24 protein-coding genes and 1 pseudogene are annotated in these 20,805 nt (G+C 50.9%); 9 read left to right on the top strand and 16 right to left on the bottom strand.

From position 1 onward, the window contains the following. The first annotated feature begins 217 nt into the window (after positions 1-217). Positions 218-1,273 (top strand): TRAP transporter substrate-binding protein, encoded by a 1,056-nt coding sequence (locus ELY33_RS11245; RefSeq protein WP_126947993.1) that lies wholly within the window; start codon positions 218-220, stop codon positions 1,271-1,273. A 230-nt stretch (positions 1,274-1,503) separates the two neighbouring features. Continuing rightward, a complete protein-coding gene (locus ELY33_RS11240; protein WP_126947992.1) occupies positions 1,504-1,950 on the top strand; it encodes a DUF6455 family protein in 447 nt (148 codons plus the stop codon). Between the two features lie 76 nt (positions 1,951-2,026). Here ELY33_RS11240 and ELY33_RS11235 read toward each other — a convergent pair whose 3' ends face one another. The 4 genes from ELY33_RS11235 to ELY33_RS11220 form a co-directional block, all read right to left on the bottom strand. Continuing rightward, a complete protein-coding gene (locus ELY33_RS11235; protein WP_126947991.1) occupies positions 2,027-3,487 on the bottom strand; it encodes a sodium-dependent transporter in 1,461 nt (486 codons plus the stop codon). A 198-nt stretch (positions 3,488-3,685) separates the two neighbouring features. Next, positions 3,686-3,931, bottom strand: coding sequence for a hypothetical protein (locus ELY33_RS11230; RefSeq protein WP_126947990.1), 246 nt, complete (start codon positions 3,929-3,931; stop codon positions 3,686-3,688). Then, a complete protein-coding gene (locus ELY33_RS11225; protein WP_126947989.1) occupies positions 3,912-5,474 on the bottom strand; it encodes a sigma-54-dependent transcriptional regulator in 1,563 nt (520 codons plus the stop codon). The genes ELY33_RS11230 and ELY33_RS11225 overlap by 20 nt, the downstream gene beginning before the upstream one ends. 29 nt (positions 5,475-5,503) lie before the next feature. Beyond that, positions 5,504-5,977 carry an Lrp/AsnC family transcriptional regulator gene (locus ELY33_RS11220; RefSeq protein WP_126947988.1) on the bottom strand — a complete coding sequence of 158 codons (474 nt, stop codon included), beginning with the start codon at positions 5,975-5,977 and terminating at the stop codon, positions 5,504-5,506. A 129-nt stretch (positions 5,978-6,106) separates the two neighbouring features. Between ELY33_RS11220 and hppD the strand changes: the two genes are divergently transcribed. From hppD to ELY33_RS17875, 3 genes are all read left to right on the top strand, one after another. After that, on the top strand, positions 6,107-7,216 hold the full coding sequence (hppD, locus tag ELY33_RS11215; protein WP_126947987.1) for a 4-hydroxyphenylpyruvate dioxygenase: 1,110 nt from the start codon (positions 6,107-6,109) through the stop codon (positions 7,214-7,216). Between the two features lie 14 nt (positions 7,217-7,230). Beyond that, complete coding sequence (locus ELY33_RS11210; protein ID WP_126947986.1) at positions 7,231-7,608, top strand: Rieske (2Fe-2S) protein; 378 nt, start codon at positions 7,231-7,233, stop codon at positions 7,606-7,608. A gap of 403 nt (positions 7,609-8,011) precedes the next feature. Beyond that, entirely contained in the window at positions 8,012-8,188 is a 177-nt protein-coding gene (locus ELY33_RS17875) for a class I SAM-dependent methyltransferase (RefSeq protein ID WP_167470079.1), read from the top strand. 612 nt (positions 8,189-8,800) lie between these two features. Here ELY33_RS17875 and ELY33_RS11195 read toward each other — a convergent pair. Further along, a complete protein-coding gene (locus ELY33_RS11195; RefSeq protein ID WP_208644232.1) occupies positions 8,801-9,253 on the bottom strand; it encodes a phosphate-starvation-inducible protein PsiE in 453 nt (150 codons plus the stop codon). A 339-nt stretch (positions 9,254-9,592) separates the two neighbouring features. Between ELY33_RS11195 and ELY33_RS11190 the strand changes: the two are divergent. Further along, a pseudogene (locus ELY33_RS11190) lies at positions 9,593-9,874 on the top strand (transposase); the annotation flags it as partial. 64 nt (positions 9,875-9,938) lie between these two features. On the opposite strand, the gene ELY33_RS11185 reads toward ELY33_RS11190, so the two are convergent. From ELY33_RS11185 to ELY33_RS11155, 6 genes are all read right to left on the bottom strand, one after another. Then, positions 9,939-10,850, bottom strand: a complete 912-nt coding sequence (locus ELY33_RS11185; protein WP_126947985.1) for a cation diffusion facilitator family transporter — start codon at positions 10,848-10,850, stop codon at positions 9,939-9,941. Between the two features lie 491 nt (positions 10,851-11,341). Next, positions 11,342-12,115 carry a hypothetical protein gene (locus ELY33_RS11175; protein ID WP_208644231.1) on the bottom strand — a complete coding sequence of 258 codons (774 nt, stop codon included), beginning with the start codon at positions 12,113-12,115 and terminating at the stop codon, positions 11,342-11,344. Positions 12,116-12,158: 43 nt separating this feature from the next. Next, positions 12,159-12,380 (bottom strand): VIT1/CCC1 transporter family protein, encoded by a 222-nt coding sequence (locus ELY33_RS18380; protein ID WP_126947984.1) that lies wholly within the window; start codon positions 12,378-12,380, stop codon positions 12,159-12,161. A 126-nt stretch (positions 12,381-12,506) separates the two neighbouring features. Beyond that, positions 12,507-13,247, bottom strand: coding sequence for a sulfite exporter TauE/SafE family protein (locus ELY33_RS11165; protein ID WP_126947983.1), 741 nt, complete (start codon positions 13,245-13,247; stop codon positions 12,507-12,509). A gap of 44 nt (positions 13,248-13,291) precedes the next feature. Further along, a complete protein-coding gene (locus tag ELY33_RS11160) occupies positions 13,292-13,687 on the bottom strand; it encodes a rhodanese-like domain-containing protein (RefSeq protein ID WP_208644230.1) in 396 nt (131 codons plus the stop codon). Positions 13,688-13,765: 78 nt separating this feature from the next. Next, entirely contained in the window at positions 13,766-14,143 is a 378-nt protein-coding gene (locus ELY33_RS11155) for a cupin domain-containing protein (protein WP_126947982.1), read from the bottom strand. Between the two features lie 302 nt (positions 14,144-14,445). Between ELY33_RS11155 and ELY33_RS11150 the strand changes: the two genes are divergently transcribed. Continuing rightward, the gene (locus tag ELY33_RS11150) at positions 14,446-14,691 is read left to right on the top strand and encodes a hypothetical protein (protein ID WP_244208598.1); all 246 of its coding nucleotides are present in this window, start codon (positions 14,446-14,448) and stop codon (positions 14,689-14,691) included. 37 nt (positions 14,692-14,728) lie between these two features. Here ELY33_RS11150 and ELY33_RS11145 read toward each other — a convergent pair whose 3' ends face one another. Then, complete coding sequence (locus ELY33_RS11145) at positions 14,729-15,199, bottom strand: VOC family protein (RefSeq protein WP_126947981.1); 471 nt, start codon at positions 15,197-15,199, stop codon at positions 14,729-14,731. A gap of 23 nt (positions 15,200-15,222) precedes the next feature. Here ELY33_RS11145 and ELY33_RS11140 point away from each other — a divergent pair, with 23 nt between their 5' ends. Continuing rightward, positions 15,223-15,777 (top strand): HNH endonuclease domain-containing protein, encoded by a 555-nt coding sequence (locus ELY33_RS11140; RefSeq protein WP_244208597.1) that lies wholly within the window; start codon positions 15,223-15,225, stop codon positions 15,775-15,777. Positions 15,778-16,573: 796 nt separating this feature from the next. Continuing rightward, the gene (locus tag ELY33_RS18375) at positions 16,574-16,699 is read left to right on the top strand and encodes a transposase (RefSeq protein ID WP_126947980.1); all 126 of its coding nucleotides are present in this window, start codon (positions 16,574-16,576) and stop codon (positions 16,697-16,699) included. 312 nt (positions 16,700-17,011) lie between these two features. Here ELY33_RS18375 and nfsA read toward each other — a convergent pair whose 3' ends face one another. Genes nfsA through ELY33_RS11115 form a run of 4 tightly spaced genes read right to left on the bottom strand, consistent with a single transcriptional unit; the run spans position 17,012 to position 20,780 of the window. Further along, entirely contained in the window at positions 17,012-17,743 is a 732-nt protein-coding gene (gene nfsA, locus ELY33_RS11130; RefSeq protein WP_126947978.1) for an oxygen-insensitive NADPH nitroreductase, read from the bottom strand. Between the two features lie 41 nt (positions 17,744-17,784). After that, on the bottom strand, positions 17,785-18,711 hold the full coding sequence (locus ELY33_RS11125; protein WP_126947976.1) for an electron transfer flavoprotein subunit alpha/FixB family protein: 927 nt from the start codon (positions 18,709-18,711) through the stop codon (positions 17,785-17,787). Positions 18,712-18,767: 56 nt separating this feature from the next. Continuing rightward, positions 18,768-19,517 (bottom strand): electron transfer flavoprotein subunit beta/FixA family protein, encoded by a 750-nt coding sequence (locus tag ELY33_RS11120; RefSeq protein WP_126947974.1) that lies wholly within the window; start codon positions 19,515-19,517, stop codon positions 18,768-18,770. A 39-nt stretch (positions 19,518-19,556) separates the two neighbouring features. Beyond that, the gene (locus ELY33_RS11115; protein WP_126947972.1) at positions 19,557-20,780 is read right to left on the bottom strand and encodes a CaiB/BaiF CoA transferase family protein; all 1,224 of its coding nucleotides are present in this window, start codon (positions 20,778-20,780) and stop codon (positions 19,557-19,559) included. Positions 20,781-20,805 lie beyond the last annotated feature (25 nt).

Raw genomic sequence — 20,805 nt, 5'->3', positions numbered from 1 at the left:
TTAGATGTAACCCCAGAACCTCAAAACATAAGACGTAAATTTATCACTGTGCCCTTGCAAATTAGTTGCTATTGAAACTATCTAAAGGCAAGGTAACCGGTGTGATTCGCGCAATGCCGAGCAGCCGCCACTTGCTCGGCGCTAGGCGTTACCAATAACAACACAGGCGCTAGGTTTTCATAAAAAGCCTAATAGCGCCGATCATGGAGCTTTACACATGAAACAACCAGCTCGCTTACTCGCAGGTGCCATTGCTGTTTCAAGCATGGCGTTCAGCATGTCTGCACTTGCACAAGCAACGATCACCGTCAGCACATGGGGCGGGCCTAACCATGGCGTTAATACCATTGTTTGGCCGACCTGGAAGGCGTGGATTGAAGAAGCCACAGATGACCGTGTCACGGTAGAAGTGGTTCATGATATGGGACCACCTCCAGCACAGATGGAGATGGTTGCCGATGGCATTGCGGATGCCAGCTGGATTTTTCACGCCCATATGGCGGGCCGCTTTCTAGCAACGCAGTTGCCTGAATTCCCTACTTTTGAGGAGTTTTCCTCAGAAGATGCTTCCGCTGCGTATTGGCATACCCATCAAGAATATTTACAACAAGCCAATGAGCACCGTGGTGTTGATGTGGTGGCGATGGGCGTGCATGGCCCAGGCCAGATATTTACCCGCGATCAAATAAGCTCCATCGATGAGCTTGCTGGCAAACGACTGCGCGTGGGCGGCGGGGTGATGAGTGGTTTAGCCGAGGCAATGTCCGTGACCGGCGTCGCCATTCCACCGACGGGCACCTATGAAGCAGCTTCACAGGGCGTAGTTGATGGTGCAATGCTTACACTTGAAAGCTTACGCAGCTTCCGTGTCGCTGAAGTGGCTCCGCACACTCTCACCGTTGACGGCGGTTTCTACCGCGGCAGCTTTGCAATTGTGATGAACCCCATGTTCTGGGACCAAGTATCCGACGAAGACCGTGCGGCGATTGAAAATGTATCGGGTGAACGGCTTTCACGCTTGTTTGGCTACATGATGGATGTTTCCGACCAGCGCGGCGTTGAGTTTGGTGAAGAAAATGGCGCGACCTTTACCCAAGCATCGGAAAAAGACATTGATCACCTGCGGGGCGTTTCCAGCAACTTGCTGGATGCCTGGAGCGAGTCAGTAAAAAGCCGTGATGTTGACGCGCCAGCAGCGCTTGCCTTCTTTCATGAACAGTTAGTCAATGAGGCGGCGGAAGAAAGTATCGCTGCGAGTGTTGTTAGCAACTAAGCCGGTAGATTGAGCGCTCTCGCCGCCACTTTAGCTGACGGCGAGAGCTCTGTTTTTCAATAAAGAGGCTTCTCTAACATTCCCCCCCGCACCTAGCTCCCTCCACTGTTAATCTGGCTAACCCCGATCCAAGCTATGTTTCATTTGAAACCAATTTGACCCGCGTCAAGATAGTTCATCTCTCACGGGTTAATACTGGCGTCATCATCAACACCTGAGGGAGAATGACCATGGATACTGCTCAGAAAACAGACACCACCTCTTGGTGGGGGCGCCTAACAGAGCGCTGCTATGCAACGTCAACCGCAACGTTAGCCCGCAACGTAAAACAAGAAGCAGGCGCTAGCTACGATGCGCTCATTAATGATCTGGAGAGACCGCTAGAACCACGCTTTGAGCGGGAAATAGCAAAGCAACTGGCGGCAGGCCAACCGGCCCACTTCAGCCCAGCCAAAACCTTGATGCCCGTTATGATGCAGCGCTTTGGTCTCCAGAAGAAAAGCCAGGAAGAAAGCGGCCTGATGAATCATGCCGACTATGTTGCACTGCGCGACACTTGCAACGCCTGTGCAGCCGTTGGCGATTGCTGGAAAGCGATGCGTGCCAATGCAGAGCTAGACGAGTGCCGTCATTTATGCCCCAACGCAAATGCCTTTGACGCCTTAGCGGCACGCTAGAGCGCGTTAATTGATGCACGACGCCCTGCTAACGCAAGGCGCTCCCATCGACTATCGATGAGAGCGCTTTGATGGCTTACGAAGCCTGATGACGCAGCCTCGGACTAGCGAGTTCTCCCACCACCGTGACAAGCACCAGCAGCGCCAGCAACCACGGCCACTGAGTGCCTACCTGGAGGGTGGCAAGACCCAGCGCATCGATGAAAATTAACACGATGCCTAAAGGGCTGACGTAACGCACCATAAACAGCCACAGCATATGCTGGGCACGGGAGAGTCCCAGTTCTTCCCTGAATATTTCATTACGCAGCAGGAAGCCCGCCATCAGTGCCATACCCAGGCCACCTAGCGGCATCATCCAGCGGGAAGTTAGGTAATCTAACCAGCCAAATAAGTTTCGCCCAGCCAGCGACCAATCAGCACCAATGTTGAACGACAGCATTGCCAAGGTGCTTACCAGCCACAGCACGATACCTACTCCCCAAGATGCCTGCTTACGCGTCATTCCCTTGCTACCGGTGAGCCAGGCCACGGTCGCCTCGATCATCGAAATCGACGACGTAAGCGCCGCCATCGATAACATCAAGAAGAACAGAATGCCAAACAACGTGCCGAAGGGCATCGCTTGGAACGCCAGTGGCAGGCTCATGAAAATCAACCCAGGGCCCTCGCCAGGGTTCATTCCGTTAGCAAAAATAATCGGGAAAATAGCCAAGCCAGCCATCAGGGCGACAACGGTATCAGCAATGGCCACGCTGAATGTCGTACGCGCAATGGAGTGTCCGTCTGGTAGGTAAGAGCCGTAGGTAAGAATCGCACCGGACGCGAGCGACAGGGTGAAGAAGGCGTGCCCCAGCGCCGCTAATAGCCCTTCACTGCTTAACCCTTCAGTATTGAAAGAAAACAGAAACGACCATGCGTCGGCGAAGCCACCGGAAAAAGCGCCGTAGCCAATCAGTATGCCCAGCATGATAACCATGCCTGGCATCATCCAACTGACACTCTTTTCAATGCCTGCTTGGACACCTTTGCCGACGATGAACATAGTCAACACTGTCACCAGCGTGCTCCAGGCGCCTAGCGTGAACGGGTTGGCGTTATTGGCAGCGAAAATTGCCGCCATGTCATCGACGCTATTACCTGCTAGTCCGCCGCTTAGCATTTTCCACAGATAGGAGAATGACCAGCCCGCGACCACCACATAGAAGGACAAAATCATAAAGCCACAAAGCATGGCCATCCAGCCGAAGATTGACCAGAAGCTGCCACGGCCCGATTCGTGTACCACTCGGCGAATAGCATCAATCGGGCTGCCCCTGCCACGGCGGCCAAAGCTGATTTCAACCATCATAATAGGAACACCTACCGCCAATATGCAGGCCAGATAGACCAGCACAAAAGCGCCACCACCGAACTCGCCAGTGATATATGGAAACTTCCAGATATTACCCAGGCCCACTGCAGAACCCGTCGCTGCTAGTACAAACCCCCAGCGGCCCAGCCATAGCGTTTTGGGAGGCGTATTTGTCGTTGTCATCGGGAAACCTTATAAATTTATATTGTTTTTTAGGCTATTTATTATGAGCAGCTAGAACAGCTACTTAAGAGCGATTAGCTGCCTATAAACGCCAACCAACTGCGGTCACCAGTCATAAAGAGCAATCTATAAAGAGTCTATGAGGATAGCGATAGGGCAGGAATGGGCTTAAACCGCATTCGGCGGGGCACTGCTCACCTAAGCGGGATAAAAGTGTAAACTAATCGTTACATTTGAAAGGAAATGCCAAAAGATGGGGGCCAGCCGTTGCATTTTTCTGACACCCCGTAAACAAATCGTGACAGTTAATTCCACCGCCACACGATTTTTTAAAAATTCTTTAAGAACTTTCTTAACCATTGCCTCAGGTTCTGTTTCAAGCGCCGTTTCAAAGACTGTTTCAAGGGCTGTTTCAAGGGCTGTTTCAAGGACCGTCTTGAGCACCAATGCCGTAACGTTTGAGTTTATTAGCAATGGTGGTGTGCGAAACGCCCAGTCGCTTCCCTAACTGGCGGCTAGAGGGGTACTGCTGATACAGCGTCGTTAAAATATTCCTTTCCACCTCGCCAAGCATATCGTTCAAGCTTCCCTCTAATGGAATACCGGCAAGCTCAGGTGACACCTCACTGTGGGGTAGACGCAAATGCACCGGCTGAATCACCTTCTCTTCACACAGCGACACCGCCTGAAACAGCACATTTTCCAACTGACGCACATTGCCTGGCCAGTCGTAGCGGGTGATTTTTTCAAGCGCAGCAGGCGAAAGCGCCGGTAAATGGCAGCCTATTTGACGCGCCGCACGGTCCAGCACATAGGCTGCCAACGCTTCGATGCCGTCCAGGCATTCGCGCAAAGGCGGCACCTGCAGCAAAAGGACATTGAGCCGGTGATAAAGATCAAGCCGAAACAGTCCTTCGCTACACAGCTGTGGCAAGTTCTGTTGAGTGGCACAAATCACTCGGACATCCAGGAAGGTTTCCTCGTCGCTACCCACGCGCCGGAAGCCGCCATCCTGTAGAAAACGCAACAGTTTGGTCTGCAGCCGTGGGCTCATTTCACCGACCTCATCCAGAAACACTGTACCGCCTTCATTAAGCTCCAGAAGGCCAAGCTTACCTTCTGGCCGAGCGCCCTCGAAGGCGCCGGGTGCATAGCCAAAAAGCTCCGTCTCAGCCATTGATTCGGGAAGCCCAGCACAATTCAGCACCACAAACGGCGCTTGCCCCCGGGGGCTTGCCAAATGGCACGCTCGTGCCACCAGCTCTTTCCCGGTGCCCGTTTCACCCACAATCAGCAGCGGTGCATCGAGTGGCGCCATGCGCCGTGCCTCGTTGATCACAGCTTCCAGTCGCGAACTCGACTGGAAGATGGCCTCAAAGCCACGCAGCTCCTGGCGCTGCACCTGATAAATGCGTGCACCGATGCGGTCGGCACGGTGTAACGTCACCACCGCCCCTGCTAATGAATCTACCGTCGTGTCTTCCGTATGCAGGGGGGCAATATCGGCAAGATAGGTATCGCCTTTCAGCTTGATACGCAGCCCATTAATGCGTGAGTTATTCCGTCGAATTAAATCGGGAAGGTCCACTTCGTCCAGGTAACGGTCCAGCGAGAGGTCTGGTACTTCTTGAACACGCACTCCCAACACCTGCACCGCGATGCGGTTGGCCGCCACAATTCGACCCTGCATATCTATTGACATCACTGGGTCAGAAAGCGAGGACAGCAGCGCATCCAACTCCAAATGGCGACGCTCGCTGGGCATCAAGCTGGCGCGTTTGACACCAAACACACCAGGGATAGATTCCAGCACCGGCTTCAGCGTACTCAGCTGAGCATTAAGCAATTTCGGGACATGTAAATAAATAGTATTGCCCTGATCGCCTCCTACTTCTCCCCGGGCGACATTAATTCGGTAGTCAGCAAACTGAGCCACAATATCGCGAAGAATACCGATTCGATTCTGACAGTAAAATTTAAGACGCATAGAACTCTCACGGCATAAAACAAACGCAGCTACTTAGGCATCGGCAGGCCCTGCTCCTCTTTCATACTACGCAGTATGATTTCAGAGCGGACCTGGGTGACATTGGGATGAGGTAATAAATGATGGTGAATAAAGTCCGAAAACTCGGTGAGGTCCTTAGCGATAACGTGTAAGACATAGTCCGCATCACCCGACACAGAGTAGGCCTCTCGAACCATGGCGTGTTTCGTCAGTAACGTCACAAAGTCATCATCCATGCTTTCCCCATGAGCTTTGAGATTAACGCGGGTGATAGCGCGCAGCCCAAACCCTAGGCTATTGGCATCTAGCCTTGCCGAATACCCCTTGATGACACCTTCAGCTTCTAACCGCGCTTTGCGGCGGGAGCACTGGGAGGGAGACAGGCTAACGCGCTCGCCCAACTCTGAATTAGTAAGGGCTGAGTTCTTTTGCAACACTGATAAAATTGCAAGATCATAACGATCTAAAGAAATTCCGTGCATATAAAACTCCAGTTGCGCACAAGCTGTGCGCTATTTGGCGTTATCTTAGGTTAGTTTGCAACCTAATTGCACCGCCTCTTCCCTATACTGACCTTGTTAACTTACAAGACAATAATAGGAGAAACAGCGATGGGACCTTTTCCTCATGACGCGCCAAAAGTAACCATAAGTGATGCAAACCCGGCGGGCACCGATGGTTTCGAGTTTGTTGAATTTGCCCATCCTGAACCGGAAAAACTAGATAGCCTATTTAGGCAAATGGGCTTTGTTCCCGTCGCAAAACATCGTGACAAATCAATCACCGTTTATCGCCAGGGCGATATCAATTATCTGCTAAACAGCGAACCCAGCTCACATGCCTCCGCATTTATTGAAGCCCACGGCCCATGTGCCCCAGCAATGGCTTGGCGCGTTGTTGATGCTCAACATGCGCTAAAACGTGCCGTTGATTTGGGTGCTGAAGAGTTCACCGGTAATAAATCCATCGATGCGCCTGCGGTTATTGGCATTGGCGGCTCGCTGCTTTACTTTATTGATACTTATGGCGAAAAAGGCAGCTGCTATTCAAACGAGTTTGAGTGGTTAGATGAGGTAGACCCTAGACCTAAAGGGTTTGGCTTTTACTATCTTGACCACCTCACTCATAACGTTATTCGCGGCAATATGGACACGTGGTATGCGTTTTATCACGACACCTTTAACTTCCGTGAAATACGCTACTTTGACATCACCGGTAAAATGACAGGCCTTACCAGCCGCGCATTGACGTCTCCCGATGGTAAAATCCGCATTCCTATTAACGAAAGTGCCGACGATCACAGCCAGATTGAAGAGTACTTGCGCGAATATAACGGCGAAGGCATTCAACATATCGCCATTGCAACGAACGATATCTACACCGGCACCGACTTAATTGCTGATGCAGGGCTCGAATTTATGCCTGGCCCGCCGAGCGTCTATTACGAGAAATCGCTAGAGCGGGTAAAAGACCACCAGGAGCCACTCGATAAACTGCGTAGCCGTGGCATTTTGATCGACGGCGAAGGTGTCGTAGGCGGCGGCGAAACCCGAATTTTGCTACAAATTTTCTCAAAAACGGTGATTGGTCCAATCTTCTTCGAGTTTATCCAACGTAAAGGCGATGACGGTTTTGGAGAGGGCAATTTTAAAGCCCTTTTCGAATCCATCGAAGAAGATCAAATCAACCGAGGCGTGCTGCAGAGTACTGCTGACGAATAAAAAAAGGACACCCTGTGCAAGACACTTGGCGTAACTATACAAATACCCCCCAAGAGGGGGCTATTGTTTGTCCTTCTAACGACCTACAAGAAGGCACTGCATACTGCAGGGAAGTTATCAATAACGACCGCGCTTTGCCGGTTATCCTAACGCGCATAAGCGGGGCAGTTTATTGCTACGTTAATGCCTGCCCCCACCAATATTTACCGTTAAATTACCGGTCGGACAGTATCATTTCGTCAGATGGGAACCGCTTGCTATGCAGTGCCCATGGGGCAACGTTTGATATTAAAACCGGCAACTGCTTAACCGGCGCCTTCGATAAACTTGATGCAATACCCGTGTTTGAAGACCAACAAGGAAACGTATGTATCAAGAACAGAAATTCTTAAGAAGGCTCTAAATAGGTCTCCGAAATCAGCGATAGTACGGCTATTGTCAACCGCACAGGGTTCATTGCTGCCATGGATCAGATCACCTTCTACAAAGCCGAGTAATAAAATAAGTCTTTGGCTATATCAAGGTCCACTATCGCAGCCTGGCCGAAAACACGCATCGTCAGCACTTGCTGGCTGCGTTCAGTAACTTGCTAATCGGTGAGAAATACCGACTGGTACAGAGCCAGTGCGCCCGTTTTACGCCTAAAAAGCGGGACAAAGCCCGGCAAATAATGGAATTACGATACTCCAAATTAAACGATGCTTTGGAGTTGATAGAGGCCCTGACCGACCTTAAGTAAGTAGGCTTCAAAATTCCATACTATCGACTCGTTACTTCGACGATAACGCCCATCGATTGTTTGAACAGTGTCAGTCGCTGGATTTTGAGCGGGTTCATGGTGAGTGGCTGCACCATCTGCCGGAGCAACCCGGATTGGCTCTTGATGTTGGCGCAGGCAGTGGGCGGGATGCCATGGCTCTGGCAGAGCGCGGTTGGCAGGTGATGGCGATAGAGCACGCAGGAAAAGGTTAAGAACGCTCGGGCAAACCTATACTCACGGAGGGGATCTCAGTTGGATTGACGATACGTTACCTGCCTTGAATCGTATTCGTGAGCTTTCACAGCGCTTTCAATTAATTCTGGTGTCAGCCGTTCGGATGCATTTATCCCCTGATGACAACAACGTGCTTTGCCGGTGCTTAGCTCGCTACTCGCTCCGGGTGGGCTTTTAATAATTACTTGCCGTGAAGGCTCAAATAGCGATGAGCGTCAGTTTTATTCTATCAACATGGGCGTGCTGGATAGCTGGGCTCGCGATTTATTGCCTGGATCGATGACTTTATTGATGGCGAGCACGCCAGGGTGCGCTGGGGATCGTCAACGGCGTGGCGAAGCTCATTTCCAGCACCATGGTGGGCGTGGTTTGGACAGCGGTGTCGCCCACTTTAGGTTTCGGTCTGGCTGCTCTGTTGATGAGCGCGTGGACGCTGGCGCTGCGGCGCGTCAAGGATCACTGAGGAGATAAGACTTATGGCAGTGTTCTTCTGTCGGGTTGAGGATTAACAGGCTGTCAGACATACAATGGCCGCAAAGGCGACCAGCATGATGGCGTCAACGGCGCCTAAAAGGGCCGGCGGTCAGAGGTCAGTGATGCCGGGGCAACCGAAGAATCATCATGGCTGCGAGAGCCAACAGCACGATTGCTCCAGCTTCGAACAGTATGTTCTGTGGGTCCATGTCCTTGCCCTGTAGTACGATCAGTCGCGCCAGTGCCGTAATCGCGATAAAAATCGGATAGACAAACACTGAGCCCTGTCCGGTGTAGGACACCACTACCATGGCAACTATCTCGGTGTAGAGAAACAGCAACAAAATATCGGCAAGTTCGATCGACCCTTTTTCGTAGACACCCAGAACTTCTACCCCGGCCGCGCCTAGAGTCAGAAGCCCCGTCACGATCAATAGCAGCTTCTGAATAAGGTTGAAGCCACCAACCACAAAAAACATTTCCTTGTTGCTGATCTGGGGACTTTCGGGCCTTTTCGCATCCGGATCGTCAATTTTACGCGCACGGCTATTAGAGTCTAAATCGCTCATGACTGAACCTTTTCCGGGAAGTGTTTTCATTGAAGTGCTTGGTGGATCAGGACAGCTTATATAACAATTCCCGGTAGAGCCAGAAAACCGGTGCCCGTTTTTCGTCGGGCACCCGACTCAACGCGCCTGAACTAAACGTATCTGCGACGCTTGAAACTCACCTTGGCATTATGGTCATCAATTTTGCCGATTCGGAGGATATCTGCCCAGGTTTCCTTGAAGTACGGGATATGGTTCCGGTCGGTCCAGGGGGTGGCCAGATCACCCATGAAGGAGTTGAAATACATGACCATCATGAACACTCAGCCCTGCTTTATGTCAGGCTTCAGATACGCTATTGCCGAAGTGGTGCTCGACATCGCCAGCATCAATCGTTCCAAGGCTTTCAGACAGAAGATAGCGAAGTGGATGTCGCATCGTACGCATCTAATCTACTTATCCACTTACTCACCCGAGCTGAACTTGATCGAGATCCTTTGGCGGCAGGTTAAATACTACTGGCTGCCACTCGGCGCCTATCTATCGTTTGGCCGACTCTGCGATGAAGTCCATCGATTGCTCAAAACTATGGAAAAGAGCACACGATTAATCATTAATAATCAATTATTTACATCTTTTTAAGCTATTTTTTGATAATACCAATACGGTATAAGGCACCCATTAGAGCGTATTGCTTGAGGTATACCTATCCCAGATTTCTGGCCCCGCAATCAGTGCCAGCATCACAAGTTCGACGAATAACAGAGTTCTCAGGCTGTAGAGTGCTGTGATTGATATTAAAATGTTCACGTAAGATCGTTTGCAGCTGCGGTAATAGCTCCTCCCATCGCCCTATCGACTCCACATCAACATGTGCTGCTAAAGCCCGGCTGTTTGATGAAATGCTCCAGATATGCAGGTCATGAACAGCGCAAACACCATCAACTTGAACTAGAGCACATCCAACTTCATGCGAATCAATTCCTTTTGGAACACCTTCCATCAAAACGTGCGTCACTTCACGTAATAGTCGAATGGCTGATACCAGAATCAATAAACTGACAAAAAGAGATAAGATTGGGTCTGCAATGAATGGGCCACCGAAATAGATAATCGCTCCGGCAACCAGCGCGGCAACTGAACCCAGTAAGTCTCCCATCACGTGCAGGAGTGCTCCACGAACGTTTATCGTCTGCTCTCCGCGCATCAGCACCCAAGCCACAACGATATTCACTAGTAAACCAAGCCCTCCAATTACCAAAACCGTGCTACCGGCAACGGCGGGTGTATCTGCCATGCGCCGAATCGCCTCATAGGCGATAAATATAATCACCCCAAACATAAATAACACGTTGAAAAGGGCACCAAGAACTTCAGCACGCTTGAGTCCAAAAGAGTGCTGACGCGACGCTGGCTTCTTAACTAGCCAAGCAGCGAAGGCACCAACCCCCAACGATAACGAATCAGTGAGCATGTGACCTGCGTCTGACAACAGAGCAAGCGAATTGGCTATGAGACCGCCGAACACTTCAACAGCTGCAAAACCTGTAGTGAAGACTAATGCGATCAACAAGGTCTTTCCGCCGCCATGACTATGGTTGTGGCCTGAGCCTGACATTTACATTTTCTCCTTTGTTAGCCCCTCAACTTCTTACAAGCAACTATAAAGTACTAGCCTATATTCTCAGATGTCTAAAACGCCCGAAATTCAGGATTATCCGTCTTATCTTTCTTGAGTTTTAGTTATCCGGATAGAATCGAACGTTAATTAACGAATTTTAAAATGCGCATAGATGAACTGTTGTGCCTTTCCTCCGGGCGCGTGGTGCTCTTCAAGGCTATAACTCAAAAGTTGAAAATTAGAGCCCAGGCGTTCACACAACAGCGCGATATCGTAGCGGGCTATTGGCAAGCCACTGCACCGCATTGGGCCTGCTGGCCCGAAAACAGCCATCACCAAATGCCCATCAGTCTTTAGACCGTGCAGCACTTGCTGGACGTACGCTGCTTGCTGTTCCTAGGCGCTGCTGTTTCTTTTGAATTGGCTCCTGTGAAATATCGAGCACACTGATATTTTGGTAGCCGAGCGTGAATAGATCATCTTGCTTCTCACTCAATAACAACGGTCGTTTTGTCAATACCGGTATTACCGTTCTTTGGATCATAAGCATGAACGATTATTTCGTATACACCGGGCTCTGTGACGGGCATTTCACCACCGAACATGCTGCTATCACCGGTATAAGACATTGCTTCTTCGCCGACTTTGTTTCCGTTTTTGGAGATGGTCATGCCAACCTCAAACTGATTTGCGTCCCAGAGTCCGCCTGAGGTGATTGGGCAACCGCACATCATCATGACATTGGCGCTTACTGAAAGGCTGTCGACTTGTGAGGCTGAAACTTTCCGGGCAGCAGCGGGCTCCATTACGTTGACCACAAGGCCCGGCAATTCAATGACCCAACCATCTCCAACCGAAAGATGACCGCCGGGAATAACCCATTGGGTCGCACTAGCAGCGTGTGCAGCTTGTGGCTGGGCAAGCGGTCCATAAATTTCTGCTTCGATTAATCGGGGGCGGTCGAGATCGAGTGTAGTTTTGAAGGATGCAGCCGATTCGTCGGCTAAATTAGCGCGGCGGCCACCATTTTCATGCATGATTTTTGCAGTGTCGCCGGTACCACCAGTGGTGACCCCCTCTGCCAGAACCTCACCCGTTTCTTGGTCGCGCAGAATTACCCGAACTCCCCCCATACTGGTGCCTATGAATTTGGCATCTTTACTCATTACTCGAACCGTAATGTCGGTGTCTTCAGCCACGGCAGTGCCCGACATCATAGCCAACGCAAAGCTGGCGACGAGAACGATTGCTTTTAATTTCATTAAGTACTAATCCTCCATTTAGCTACGAAAAACCCAGTTCTGTTTAAAATAATATTCCTATTCCAGTGGTAACTATCATCGCCATGGAACCCCAAAATGTAACGCGCAACGTACCTTTTACGATATTGACGCCGCCTGTATAGGCTGCCAGCCCGCCAAGAATCAACGCTGCAGTAGAAACAACGCCATCATTGGCTTCCATTACAGCTGCACGCAGCCAACCGACCTTCTGGCTTTTATGATGCTCTTTGTGTGCCCTGTACATAGTCAAACCTCGCAACTAATTTTTTAAACTTCATTGGTTCATAAATGCCGATGTAGAACACCAGAGGCTCAAGTGGCTGTTTGGCTTTCTCGGCATCCGTTTATCGCTAACCGGGTAGACGCTTTTTCACAACAGTGTCCAGAGCATTTTCCCGGAAAGGACCAACAGGATAATGGCAATGAGTTTTTTGACCTGAACAGCGTTCATGTGTAGCTGCATAATCCGCTGCCCCAGAAAGCCGCCCAAAATAGAGGCCACGGCGACAGTGGCTAATAAATGCCAGTCCATCTCAACAAAGCCAAGGTAGGTAAAGAACCCGCCCAGCGTTGAAAAAGGTATAACAAAGCTGACGGCGTAAGCGGCTTTTTTCGTGTTGAAGCCCAGCAACAGCAACACGGCAAGAATAGGAGTGCCACCACCCACACCAACCAGCCCGGATACCAGTCCAACCACGCCACCGAGCACCAGCATCACCCAGGCACGGTCGTAGGCGGCTTTGGCTTCCCGCCGGGAGAAAATCAACAATCCCGAACTGACCATCAAAAAGGCCGTCAGCACCCACTGGACGAGCACTTCGGAAACATACTGGCTAAGCCATGCACCAATGGGCGTTGCCACCAACACTGAAACCACCAAAGGTAAAGCGAAGCGGAAATCAACTAACCCTTTGCGCACGTTGATAGTCGAGGCAGCAATCGTAGAGGCTGAATTAATGAACAGACCGATGGTTTTGGCCAGGTTCAACGGTAATCCCATCATCGAAAATATGGGCACCAATGCCACTGCGGAACCGACGCCACCTGACGCAAATACCGTTGAGACAATGAAGGTCACAACGAAGTAAATGCCATATTCAAATACAGACATAAAATTCAGAAATCTTCTTTAATCGACTGGCAGGCGTTAGCTCATTACTGCTGATCGTTTAAACGCATGATGTAGTCGCGCGCCTTGTCTCCACGCAGTGCATCAGCAATGCCTAGCATGCCGTTGGTCAGATATCGCGCATTGAAACCTTCCAGGGTGAGATACAGGCGGGCTATCTCGGCACGGTCATAATGCGGACAAACCGTGACGATGGTCTTATCCCGATCAAGTTCATCAAGGCGGTCTGGCAACTCATTTAATGGAATATGCTGGCCGAAACCAATACGCCAGGCGGCGTATTCCTCGGTAAAGCGAATGTCGACGATCTGTGCTTTGTTGTCGGCATACAGCTCCAGCAGTTCGGGAATCTGAATCTTCATATCAAGGCGTTCCTGATAATCGAAACGGCGTAAATAATCGGAAAATTGGATGCTATCCACGTTTACAAAGCCTTGTACGCTAATCGTTTTAAAGTTGATGGTTCGTGCGAAAAGCGGGGCTTACTGCCCCGCGCTCTTTTATTCGTCAGCATCTGCCTGCTTTTTGGTCTCGTGCTCGGTTCCAGGAGCATGCTCTGGTGGGCAGTAAGTGGTATAAAGTTTGAGCATCGCGCTTCCAGTATTGCGAAAATTATGGAATGCGCCAGAGGGCACGATACTGACATCACCTGGTTGTACAGCCACGGTAGTATCGCCAATTTTGGCTTCGCCACTCCCTTCAACAAAATAGAGTAGTTGATCGTGGCCTTCGTGAACTTCGCCACCGATTTCACCACCTTCCGGAATCGCCATTAACACCAACTGTGTGTTGTCTCCCGTCCAGAGCACCTGACGAAACTCGTCATTGTCTTTTGCCATTTGCACAATAGGTAGTGTGGTTTTGTCGACTTCTTTCATGTTTATCTCCGAAACTAGTGATTTCTTGCAGATAAAAGCACTGATTTTCAGACTTTTATCCCATCTACATAATAGCCAATAACACTAAACATGGAAGTTATTGGAATAATGAATTTGCTACCGTAAAGAAGACGAATTCACTGTCAAAAAGATACTCTTGATTTAATGAGTGGGGTCTGAACAGCTGATTACACTTGATGGAGAGACCAGGATAACGAACGCCTTGCTTGGGTAATGATAAGCAGTCTTCCGCGCCCAGGACACCGCCGGGCTTCTGTACCTACAAGCGGATTTCAATGAGGATGAACGAGGCAACAAAAGGGACAGGGGCTGATGGCCAAAGTTTTGTGGAGCACTATGTTGGCCTGGATAATCCCCTGACTATCCAGGTTGCCGCTGTCATTGGCAGTGCCGGAGCCAGCTTGACCGAGCTGATCTTGTTGCGCTCTTTATTCTCATTATTCTCACTGAAATTTTTGGCAGCGTTTGTGGCCGTCATCTTTGCCATGGCGATGATTGCAGGCTACGCCGCTTTTCTGTTTTTTTAATGGGACAATACCATCACCGAATTCAGTGATTTGCACATCAGATCGCATCGGGGCCGATGCCCGACACCAGAAACTCCGGCAATTCGTCAGTGGGTTTGTGCGCCAGGTCAGCGTCGGTCAGGCGTGCATAGATTTCAATCAGCGTGACATCTGGGTCGGTCAGCCACAGCTCATGCAGGTACGTGCCTTTCCAGGTGGTACGCGGCGGCTTTTCAACGTGTGCGTCGAAGGTGATAGCTTGGTGATAGGCTGCAATCACCGCGCCTCGGCCGGCAACACCAACGCCCAGATGGTAGAGGGTGTCGTGGTGCAACGTCTTGCCGTCTGAAACCACCAGGACAAAATTGAGGTTCAGATCACTGTGAATAAAAGTCGCATAACGATGGGTCCATTCCTTCAGCCAGGTGTTCAGAAACCAAGCGTGAAAGCGCACGCTACGCGGCAGGTCCTGGACGCGAATGCTGTCATGGAACTCTTCCGCAGAAGGGCTTTGCGGTATGTCGAGCAAGCCTGACAACACTGTGGGACGCGATGAGCCGTTACGCCTGCTGGGTAGAGCCCGCTATCGTGCATGAGTGGGCTCAGTTAATGCAGCGATATGACACCTCTTACGATACAGGCACACTGCATAATGCTTTACAGTGGCAGGAAAGTCGCCGAGACACACAGCAGGTGCGCCAGCTCGTTTCCCAACGTTTACAAAGCCCTGCCCCATTGCCTTGTGTATGGTCACGTAGTGATCTGCACCGACAAAGGTACGCAATAGACCACTGCTTTCCCTGGTCACGTTGGAACAACAATGATTTATGGAACCTACTGCCGGCGACGGAAAAGGCCAATCAGGCGAAATCGGATCGGTTGCCTGCTGCTGACGTAATGCAAAGAGCTAAACAGGATATTTTACACTGGTGGCAATATCTGGATGATAACCCCGTACTTCATCAGCAATTCAGGAACGAAGCAGCCGTTGCTCTACCGCTTGCTTCGCCAACGTCACCTCTGGATGTGATTTTCAGTAGTGCGTTATTACAACGCCAGCGATTGAAGGCAAATCAGCAACTAGCAGAATGGGTGGGCATTACCTAATAATATTGGTGTGCCCAACGTTGTGCCTTGAAATAGCCGAACGTCATTTAGAAAGCGTCAGCCGCAGCGAAGGAGAAAACAAAAAAGTGGGCACCGTTTGGGCACACACAAAACGAAAAGGCTTACGCGTTAACGTAAGCCCTTGAAATAATTGGCGCGCCCGGTAGGAATTGAACCTACGACCTTCGGCTGCGGAGGCCATTTCTAATCAGCTGTGCAGCCCAAAAAAACTGGAAGACCGACGACGAAAAAACTTAAAAAACACAATATAACAAGTAGTTAAAACAAAAAGAATATAGATGATATGTTTTTTTGGCACACCGCTTAACACCGATACATCTACATTTTGATCCGCCAAGCTGGCACAAGCGTGATTTTCAAATGTCCCTTTTTTGGACATTTTTGATCCTCGGCCAGTGAGCGCAGCGCGATCTGGATTCTCCAGCAGATGAGTAAAAAGCCTTATCCATCCCCTCAGTTCAGCGGCATGTTAGACTGACATTATTAAAGTCGTTAGCCGTTTCTACCCTGAGTCCCAGGAAGCTAGTATGCCAGCCACGTACCGTCAGACATTACCCATTGGCATCCAGTCCTTCGAAGTTACGCAAGGGCCATTATTACTACGTTGATACCGCGTGCGTTGGGGGTCGTTAAAATTGCTGAGAACAATCCACTGACCACTCGCATAGTGCTCTACCATCGGCCACCGCAGCGGCGTCAACATCGCAACAAGCAAGGGCAGGTCTCTCAGGACAGCGGCTGTCGGGCGATCGCCCGGCGCCAGAAGGAACCCTAAGTGCTCGTCAGCAATTTGCCAGAGCGCTCAACACTGGCGGCCATCTACCGGCAGCGCATGCAGATTGAAGAGGACTTCCGTAACATCAAGAGTCCCTTGTTTAGACTGGGCTTCGGTATGCACTAATCTCGTCAGGGAAAGCGCATCACGATCTTACTGCTGATGGCGATGTTGGCTAATGTAGCCATCATGGTTGCCGATCTACATGTGCTTAGCAGAAACGCTAACAGCGCAACAGTATCCGGCACCGGAGCCTGCTGTCCGTGTGGCACCTGGGCTTGGAGTGGCTTCGGCATCCGCCACCACGCGCCCTGGCCCTGTTGGAAAGTGCTTCAAGCAAGCCTGCGCGAGTAAGTCAGAGCACAAGCATTATGCGACGGATAGGCGAAGTTAGTAGGGATCCCTCAGCTTTAAAGGCTTAAAGTAGATATTTACTTCTCACTTCATTTCAAAACCTTTATTAATAAGAAACTCTTGCATGTGTGATCGCAACTTTTGATTAAAAAGAGGTGCTAAACTCTGAGACCAGTCTGAAGTTTTATTCCCCTCTTTTCGGGTCTGGTAATAGTTATGCATCGTGAGATTAAAAGCATTCACATGCTCTGCATCATCGCTGTAACTATTCTTTTTAAACACTGCCTCAACGGGTAACCGCGGCTTAATATCAGGATCATGAGCGGGGTATCCAATACACATACCAAATACAGGATATACGTGTTCTGGCAGTTTTAGCAGCTCGCTCACAGCTTGAGGGTTATTGCGTATACCTCCTATATAACAGATCCCTAGCCCTTCTGACTCCGCCGCGATCGCAATATTTTGCGCTACTAGAGAGACGTCTACCGTAGCAACCAAAAGCTGTTCGGTCATGCCACTAACAACGTTTTCTCCTGTGCCTCTGGCCGCTTCAAGCGGTCGCTTCATATCGGCGCAAAAGACTAAAAAGTCACTGCTACTCGCCACGTACTTTTGCCCACCTGTAAGCTCAACCAGCTGACTGCGTAACTGCTTTTCGGTGACATGTATTATGCTATATGCCTGTATATGGCTGGAGGTTGCTGCTGCTTGCCCTGAACGAACCAGCTCTATCAATAGCTCCTGCGGAATTTCATGTTTTTCAAATTTTCTAATTGAGCGATGAGATTTTAATAATTTAATTGTATCGTTCATTATTCATGTCCGTGTAAGTAGTGTTTAATTGGCATTCAACATTACAGCTTGCTCTCAAGCTCTGGCAGGATCTCGAACAGATCACCGACTAGGCCGTAATCGGCCACCTGGAAGATCGGCGCTTCTTCGTCTTTGTTGATCGCGACGATCACCTTTGAGTCTTTCATGCCCGCCAGGTGCTGGATGGCGCCGGAGATGCCTACGGCAATATACAGATCCGGCGCGACGATTTTACCCGTTTGGCCGACCTGCATATCGTTAGGGACAAAGCCTGCATCAACGGCGGCACGCGAGGCACCAATGGCGGCGCCCAGCTTGTCAGCAATCCCGTCGAGCAGTTTGAAGTTGTCGCCGTTGCCCATACCGCGGCCGCCAGAGATAACCATCTTGGCGCCGCCCAGTTCGGGGCGGTCCGACTTCGCCAGCTCTTCTTTGACAAAGCTGGACTGGTTGTTTTCCACCACGGTGTCGACGACTTCAATCGGCGCGCTGTTACCGTCGCTGACGGCATCAAAGCCGGTGGTGCGCACGGTGATGACTTTCAGCGCTTCGTCGCTTTTTACCGTGGCAATGGCGTTACCGGCGTAGATCGGGCGCTTGAAAGTGTCGGCGCTCTCCACGGCGATCACGTCAGACAGTTGGCTGACGTCTTTTAGCGCCGCTAAGCGGGGCAGCACGTTTTTGCCCGTGGTGGAGGCGCTGGCCAGCACGTGGGTGTAGCCATCGGCCAGTTCGACCAACAGCGCGCCCATGGGCTCGGCAAGCTGGTGGGCATAAACGGCGTTATCAGCGACGCGCACTTTGCTGACGCCGTCGAGCTTGGCGGCCGCCTCGGCCGCGGCGTGCACGCCTTCACCCACAACGAGAACGTCAATATCACCACCGATGGCTTGGGCGGCAGCCACGACGCGGGCCGTGGCGCCCGCCAGTTGGCCTTCGTGGAGATCGGCAAGTGCCAGAATGCTCATAGAATCAGCTCCTTTCAAAGCGCTTGTTGCAAAGTTCGTGTCTTAAAGAACCGGCCTTAAAGAACTTTGGCTTCGTTTTTGAGTTTGTCGATCAGCTCGTCTACCGAGGCGACTTTGATACCGCCTTTGCGCTCGGCGGGGGATTCCACTTTCAGCAGACTGACCTTGGAGGCGATCTCGACGCCGTAATCAGCGGGTGTTTTAACATCCAGCGGTTTTTTCTTGGCCTTCATGATGTCCGGCAACTTGGCATAGCGCGGTTCATTGAGGCGTAAATCAGCGGTAACAATTGCCGGTAGAGTGAGGGCGATAGTTTGCAGGCCGCCGTCGATTTCCCGGGTGACGTTAACCTTGTCGCCGTCGACCACCACTTCTGAGGCGAAGGTGCCTTGAGGTAGATTGGTCAATGCCGCCAGCATTTGGCCGGTCTGGTTGTTGTCAGTGTCGATCGCCTGTTTACCCAAAATGACCAGGCCGGGCTGTTCTTCTTCAACCACTTTGGCCAACAGCTTGGCCACGGCCAGGGATTCGGCTCGCTCGTCAGTTTCGATATGAATAGCGCAGTCGGCACCCAGCGCCAACGCGGTACGCAGCTGCTCTTGGGCGGCTTTGGGGCCAATCGATACGGCGACCACTTCCGTGGCGATACCCTTCTCTTTCAGACGTACCGCTTCTTCGATGGCAATTTCGCAGAAGGGGTTCATGGCCATTTTGACGTTGGTCAGATCGACGTCAGACTGATCCGCTTTGACGCGTATTTTGACGTTGTAGTCTATGACGCGTTTCACCGCGACGAGAACTTTCATTAGGCTTCCTCAGTGATATGTATATCTATTAGCACATGGTTATTCCAGTACGCCGTCATTCTTCAGCTGCGACAACTGCTCCGGGGAGAGATCAAGGTATTCAGCGAGCACATCATTAGTATCCTGCCCCAGCAGTGGTGCAGGTCTTCTGTACTCTACTGGCGTATCAGAAAGATGAATTGGGCTGCCCACCATCTTGAAGTCAGGATTCATAGGATGGGGTATATTGACCAGCATGCCGCGGGCATCCACTTGTGGTTCCGCTAGTGCGTCGGCAATATCGTTAATTAGCCCTACAGGTACCCTGACTTTGCTAATCCTATTCACCCACGCTTCAGCTGTGTCGCGTCTGAAACGGTCTGAGAGAATTTGGGTGATCACATCTCTATTTCTGACCCGATTTTCATTCTTTGAAAATCGGGGGTCAGCAGAGAGCTCGGGCAATCCAATGGCCCTGGACAACGCTGCAAACTGAGAATCGTTGCCACAGGCAATAATGAAGTCCTTATCACTGGCACGAAAGGAGTTATAGGGCACGATGTTGGCATGCGCGTTACCATAACGCCCAGGTGAAACTCCAGTACTTAAATAATTCTGGCTCTGGTTGCCCAAGGCCGCTACCTGCACATCGAGGAGCGCCATGTCGCAATGCTGGCCGCGACCAGTTTTTTCTCGTGCCAATAGCGCGGCCTGAATAGCAATGACCGAGTACAGCCCCGTCATCACGTCGGTTACAGCCACTCCTACTTTCTGCGGACCACCACCTTGAACGCCATCGCGCTCCCCGGTGATGCTCATAAGCCCTCCCATTCCCTGAATAATGAAGTCATAGCCAGGCTCTTGCGCGCGCGGGCCCGTCTGACCGAATCCTGTGATGGAGCAATAGACCAACCCTGGGTTAAGACTGGAAAGTGACTCATAATCCAACCCATACTTCTTTAAAGAGCCTGCCTTGAAATTCTCGATCAACACGTCGCTCTCGGCAGCCAGAGCACGGACAATCTCCTGCCCTTTCTCGGTGGCGATGTCGACAGCCACTGAACGTTTGTTCCGGTTGGAGGACTGGTAGTATGAAGCTTCCTGGGTCTCATTACCCTGGGCATCTTTCATATAAGGAGGCCCCCAGGCACGAGTATCATCACCCAGCCCAACACGCTCCACTTTAACAACATCCGCTCCAAGATCAGCCAACACCTGGCTGCACCAAGGGCCAGCCAACACCCGGCTCAAATCCAGCACACGAATCCCTGTCAGCGCCCCCATAAAATCCACCTCGTTTCAATCAACA

Origin of the sequence: Vreelandella andesensis, assembly GCF_003989795.1 — a bacterium.
GTDB lineage: Bacteria > Pseudomonadota > Gammaproteobacteria > Pseudomonadales > Halomonadaceae > Vreelandella > Vreelandella andesensis.
Note: the sequence above shows the minus strand (reverse complement) of the source record. Positions and strands in the feature narration are given on the sequence as shown.

Coding starts and splice junctions, on each gene's coding strand:
- ELY33_RS11245 (WP_126947993.1), top strand. CDS start 218: ATGAAACAACCAGCTCGCTTACTCGCAGGTGCCATTGCTGTTTCAAGC.
- ELY33_RS11240 (WP_126947992.1), top strand. CDS start 1,504: ATGGATACTGCTCAGAAAACAGACACCACCTCTTGGTGGGGGCGCCTA.
- ELY33_RS11175 (WP_208644231.1), bottom strand. CDS start 12,115: ATGAAATTAAAAGCAATCGTTCTCGTCGCCAGCTTTGCGTTGGCTATG.
- ELY33_RS11235 (WP_126947991.1), bottom strand. CDS start 3,487: ATGACAACGACAAATACGCCTCCCAAAACGCTATGGCTGGGCCGCTGG.
- hppD (WP_126947987.1), top strand. CDS start 6,107: ATGGGACCTTTTCCTCATGACGCGCCAAAAGTAACCATAAGTGATGCA.
- ELY33_RS11155 (WP_126947982.1), bottom strand. CDS start 14,143: ATGAAAGAAGTCGACAAAACCACACTACCTATTGTGCAAATGGCAAAA.
- ELY33_RS11150 (WP_244208598.1), top strand. CDS start 14,446: ATGAACGAGGCAACAAAAGGGACAGGGGCTGATGGCCAAAGTTTTGTG.
- nfsA (WP_126947978.1), bottom strand. CDS start 17,743: ATGAACGATACAATTAAATTATTAAAATCTCATCGCTCAATTAGAAAA.
- ELY33_RS11120 (WP_126947974.1), bottom strand. CDS start 19,517: ATGAAAGTTCTCGTCGCGGTGAAACGCGTCATAGACTACAACGTCAAA.
- ELY33_RS11140 (WP_244208597.1), top strand. CDS start 15,223: ATGAGCCGTTACGCCTGCTGGGTAGAGCCCGCTATCGTGCATGAGTGG.
- ELY33_RS11165 (WP_126947983.1), bottom strand. CDS start 13,247: ATGTCTGTATTTGAATATGGCATTTACTTCGTTGTGACCTTCATTGTC.
- ELY33_RS11115 (WP_126947972.1), bottom strand. CDS start 20,780: ATGGGGGCGCTGACAGGGATTCGTGTGCTGGATTTGAGCCGGGTGTTG.
- ELY33_RS11225 (WP_126947989.1), bottom strand. CDS start 5,474: ATGCGTCTTAAATTTTACTGTCAGAATCGAATCGGTATTCTTCGCGAT.
- ELY33_RS11220 (WP_126947988.1), bottom strand. CDS start 5,977: ATGCACGGAATTTCTTTAGATCGTTATGATCTTGCAATTTTATCAGTG.
- ELY33_RS18380 (WP_126947984.1), bottom strand. CDS start 12,380: ATGTACAGGGCACACAAAGAGCATCATAAAAGCCAGAAGGTCGGTTGG.
- ELY33_RS11125 (WP_126947976.1), bottom strand. CDS start 18,711: ATGAGCATTCTGGCACTTGCCGATCTCCACGAAGGCCAACTGGCGGGC.
- ELY33_RS11195 (WP_208644232.1), bottom strand. CDS start 9,253: ATGAGCGATTTAGACTCTAATAGCCGTGCGCGTAAAATTGACGATCCG.
- ELY33_RS11185 (WP_126947985.1), bottom strand. CDS start 10,850: ATGTCAGGCTCAGGCCACAACCATAGTCATGGCGGCGGAAAGACCTTG.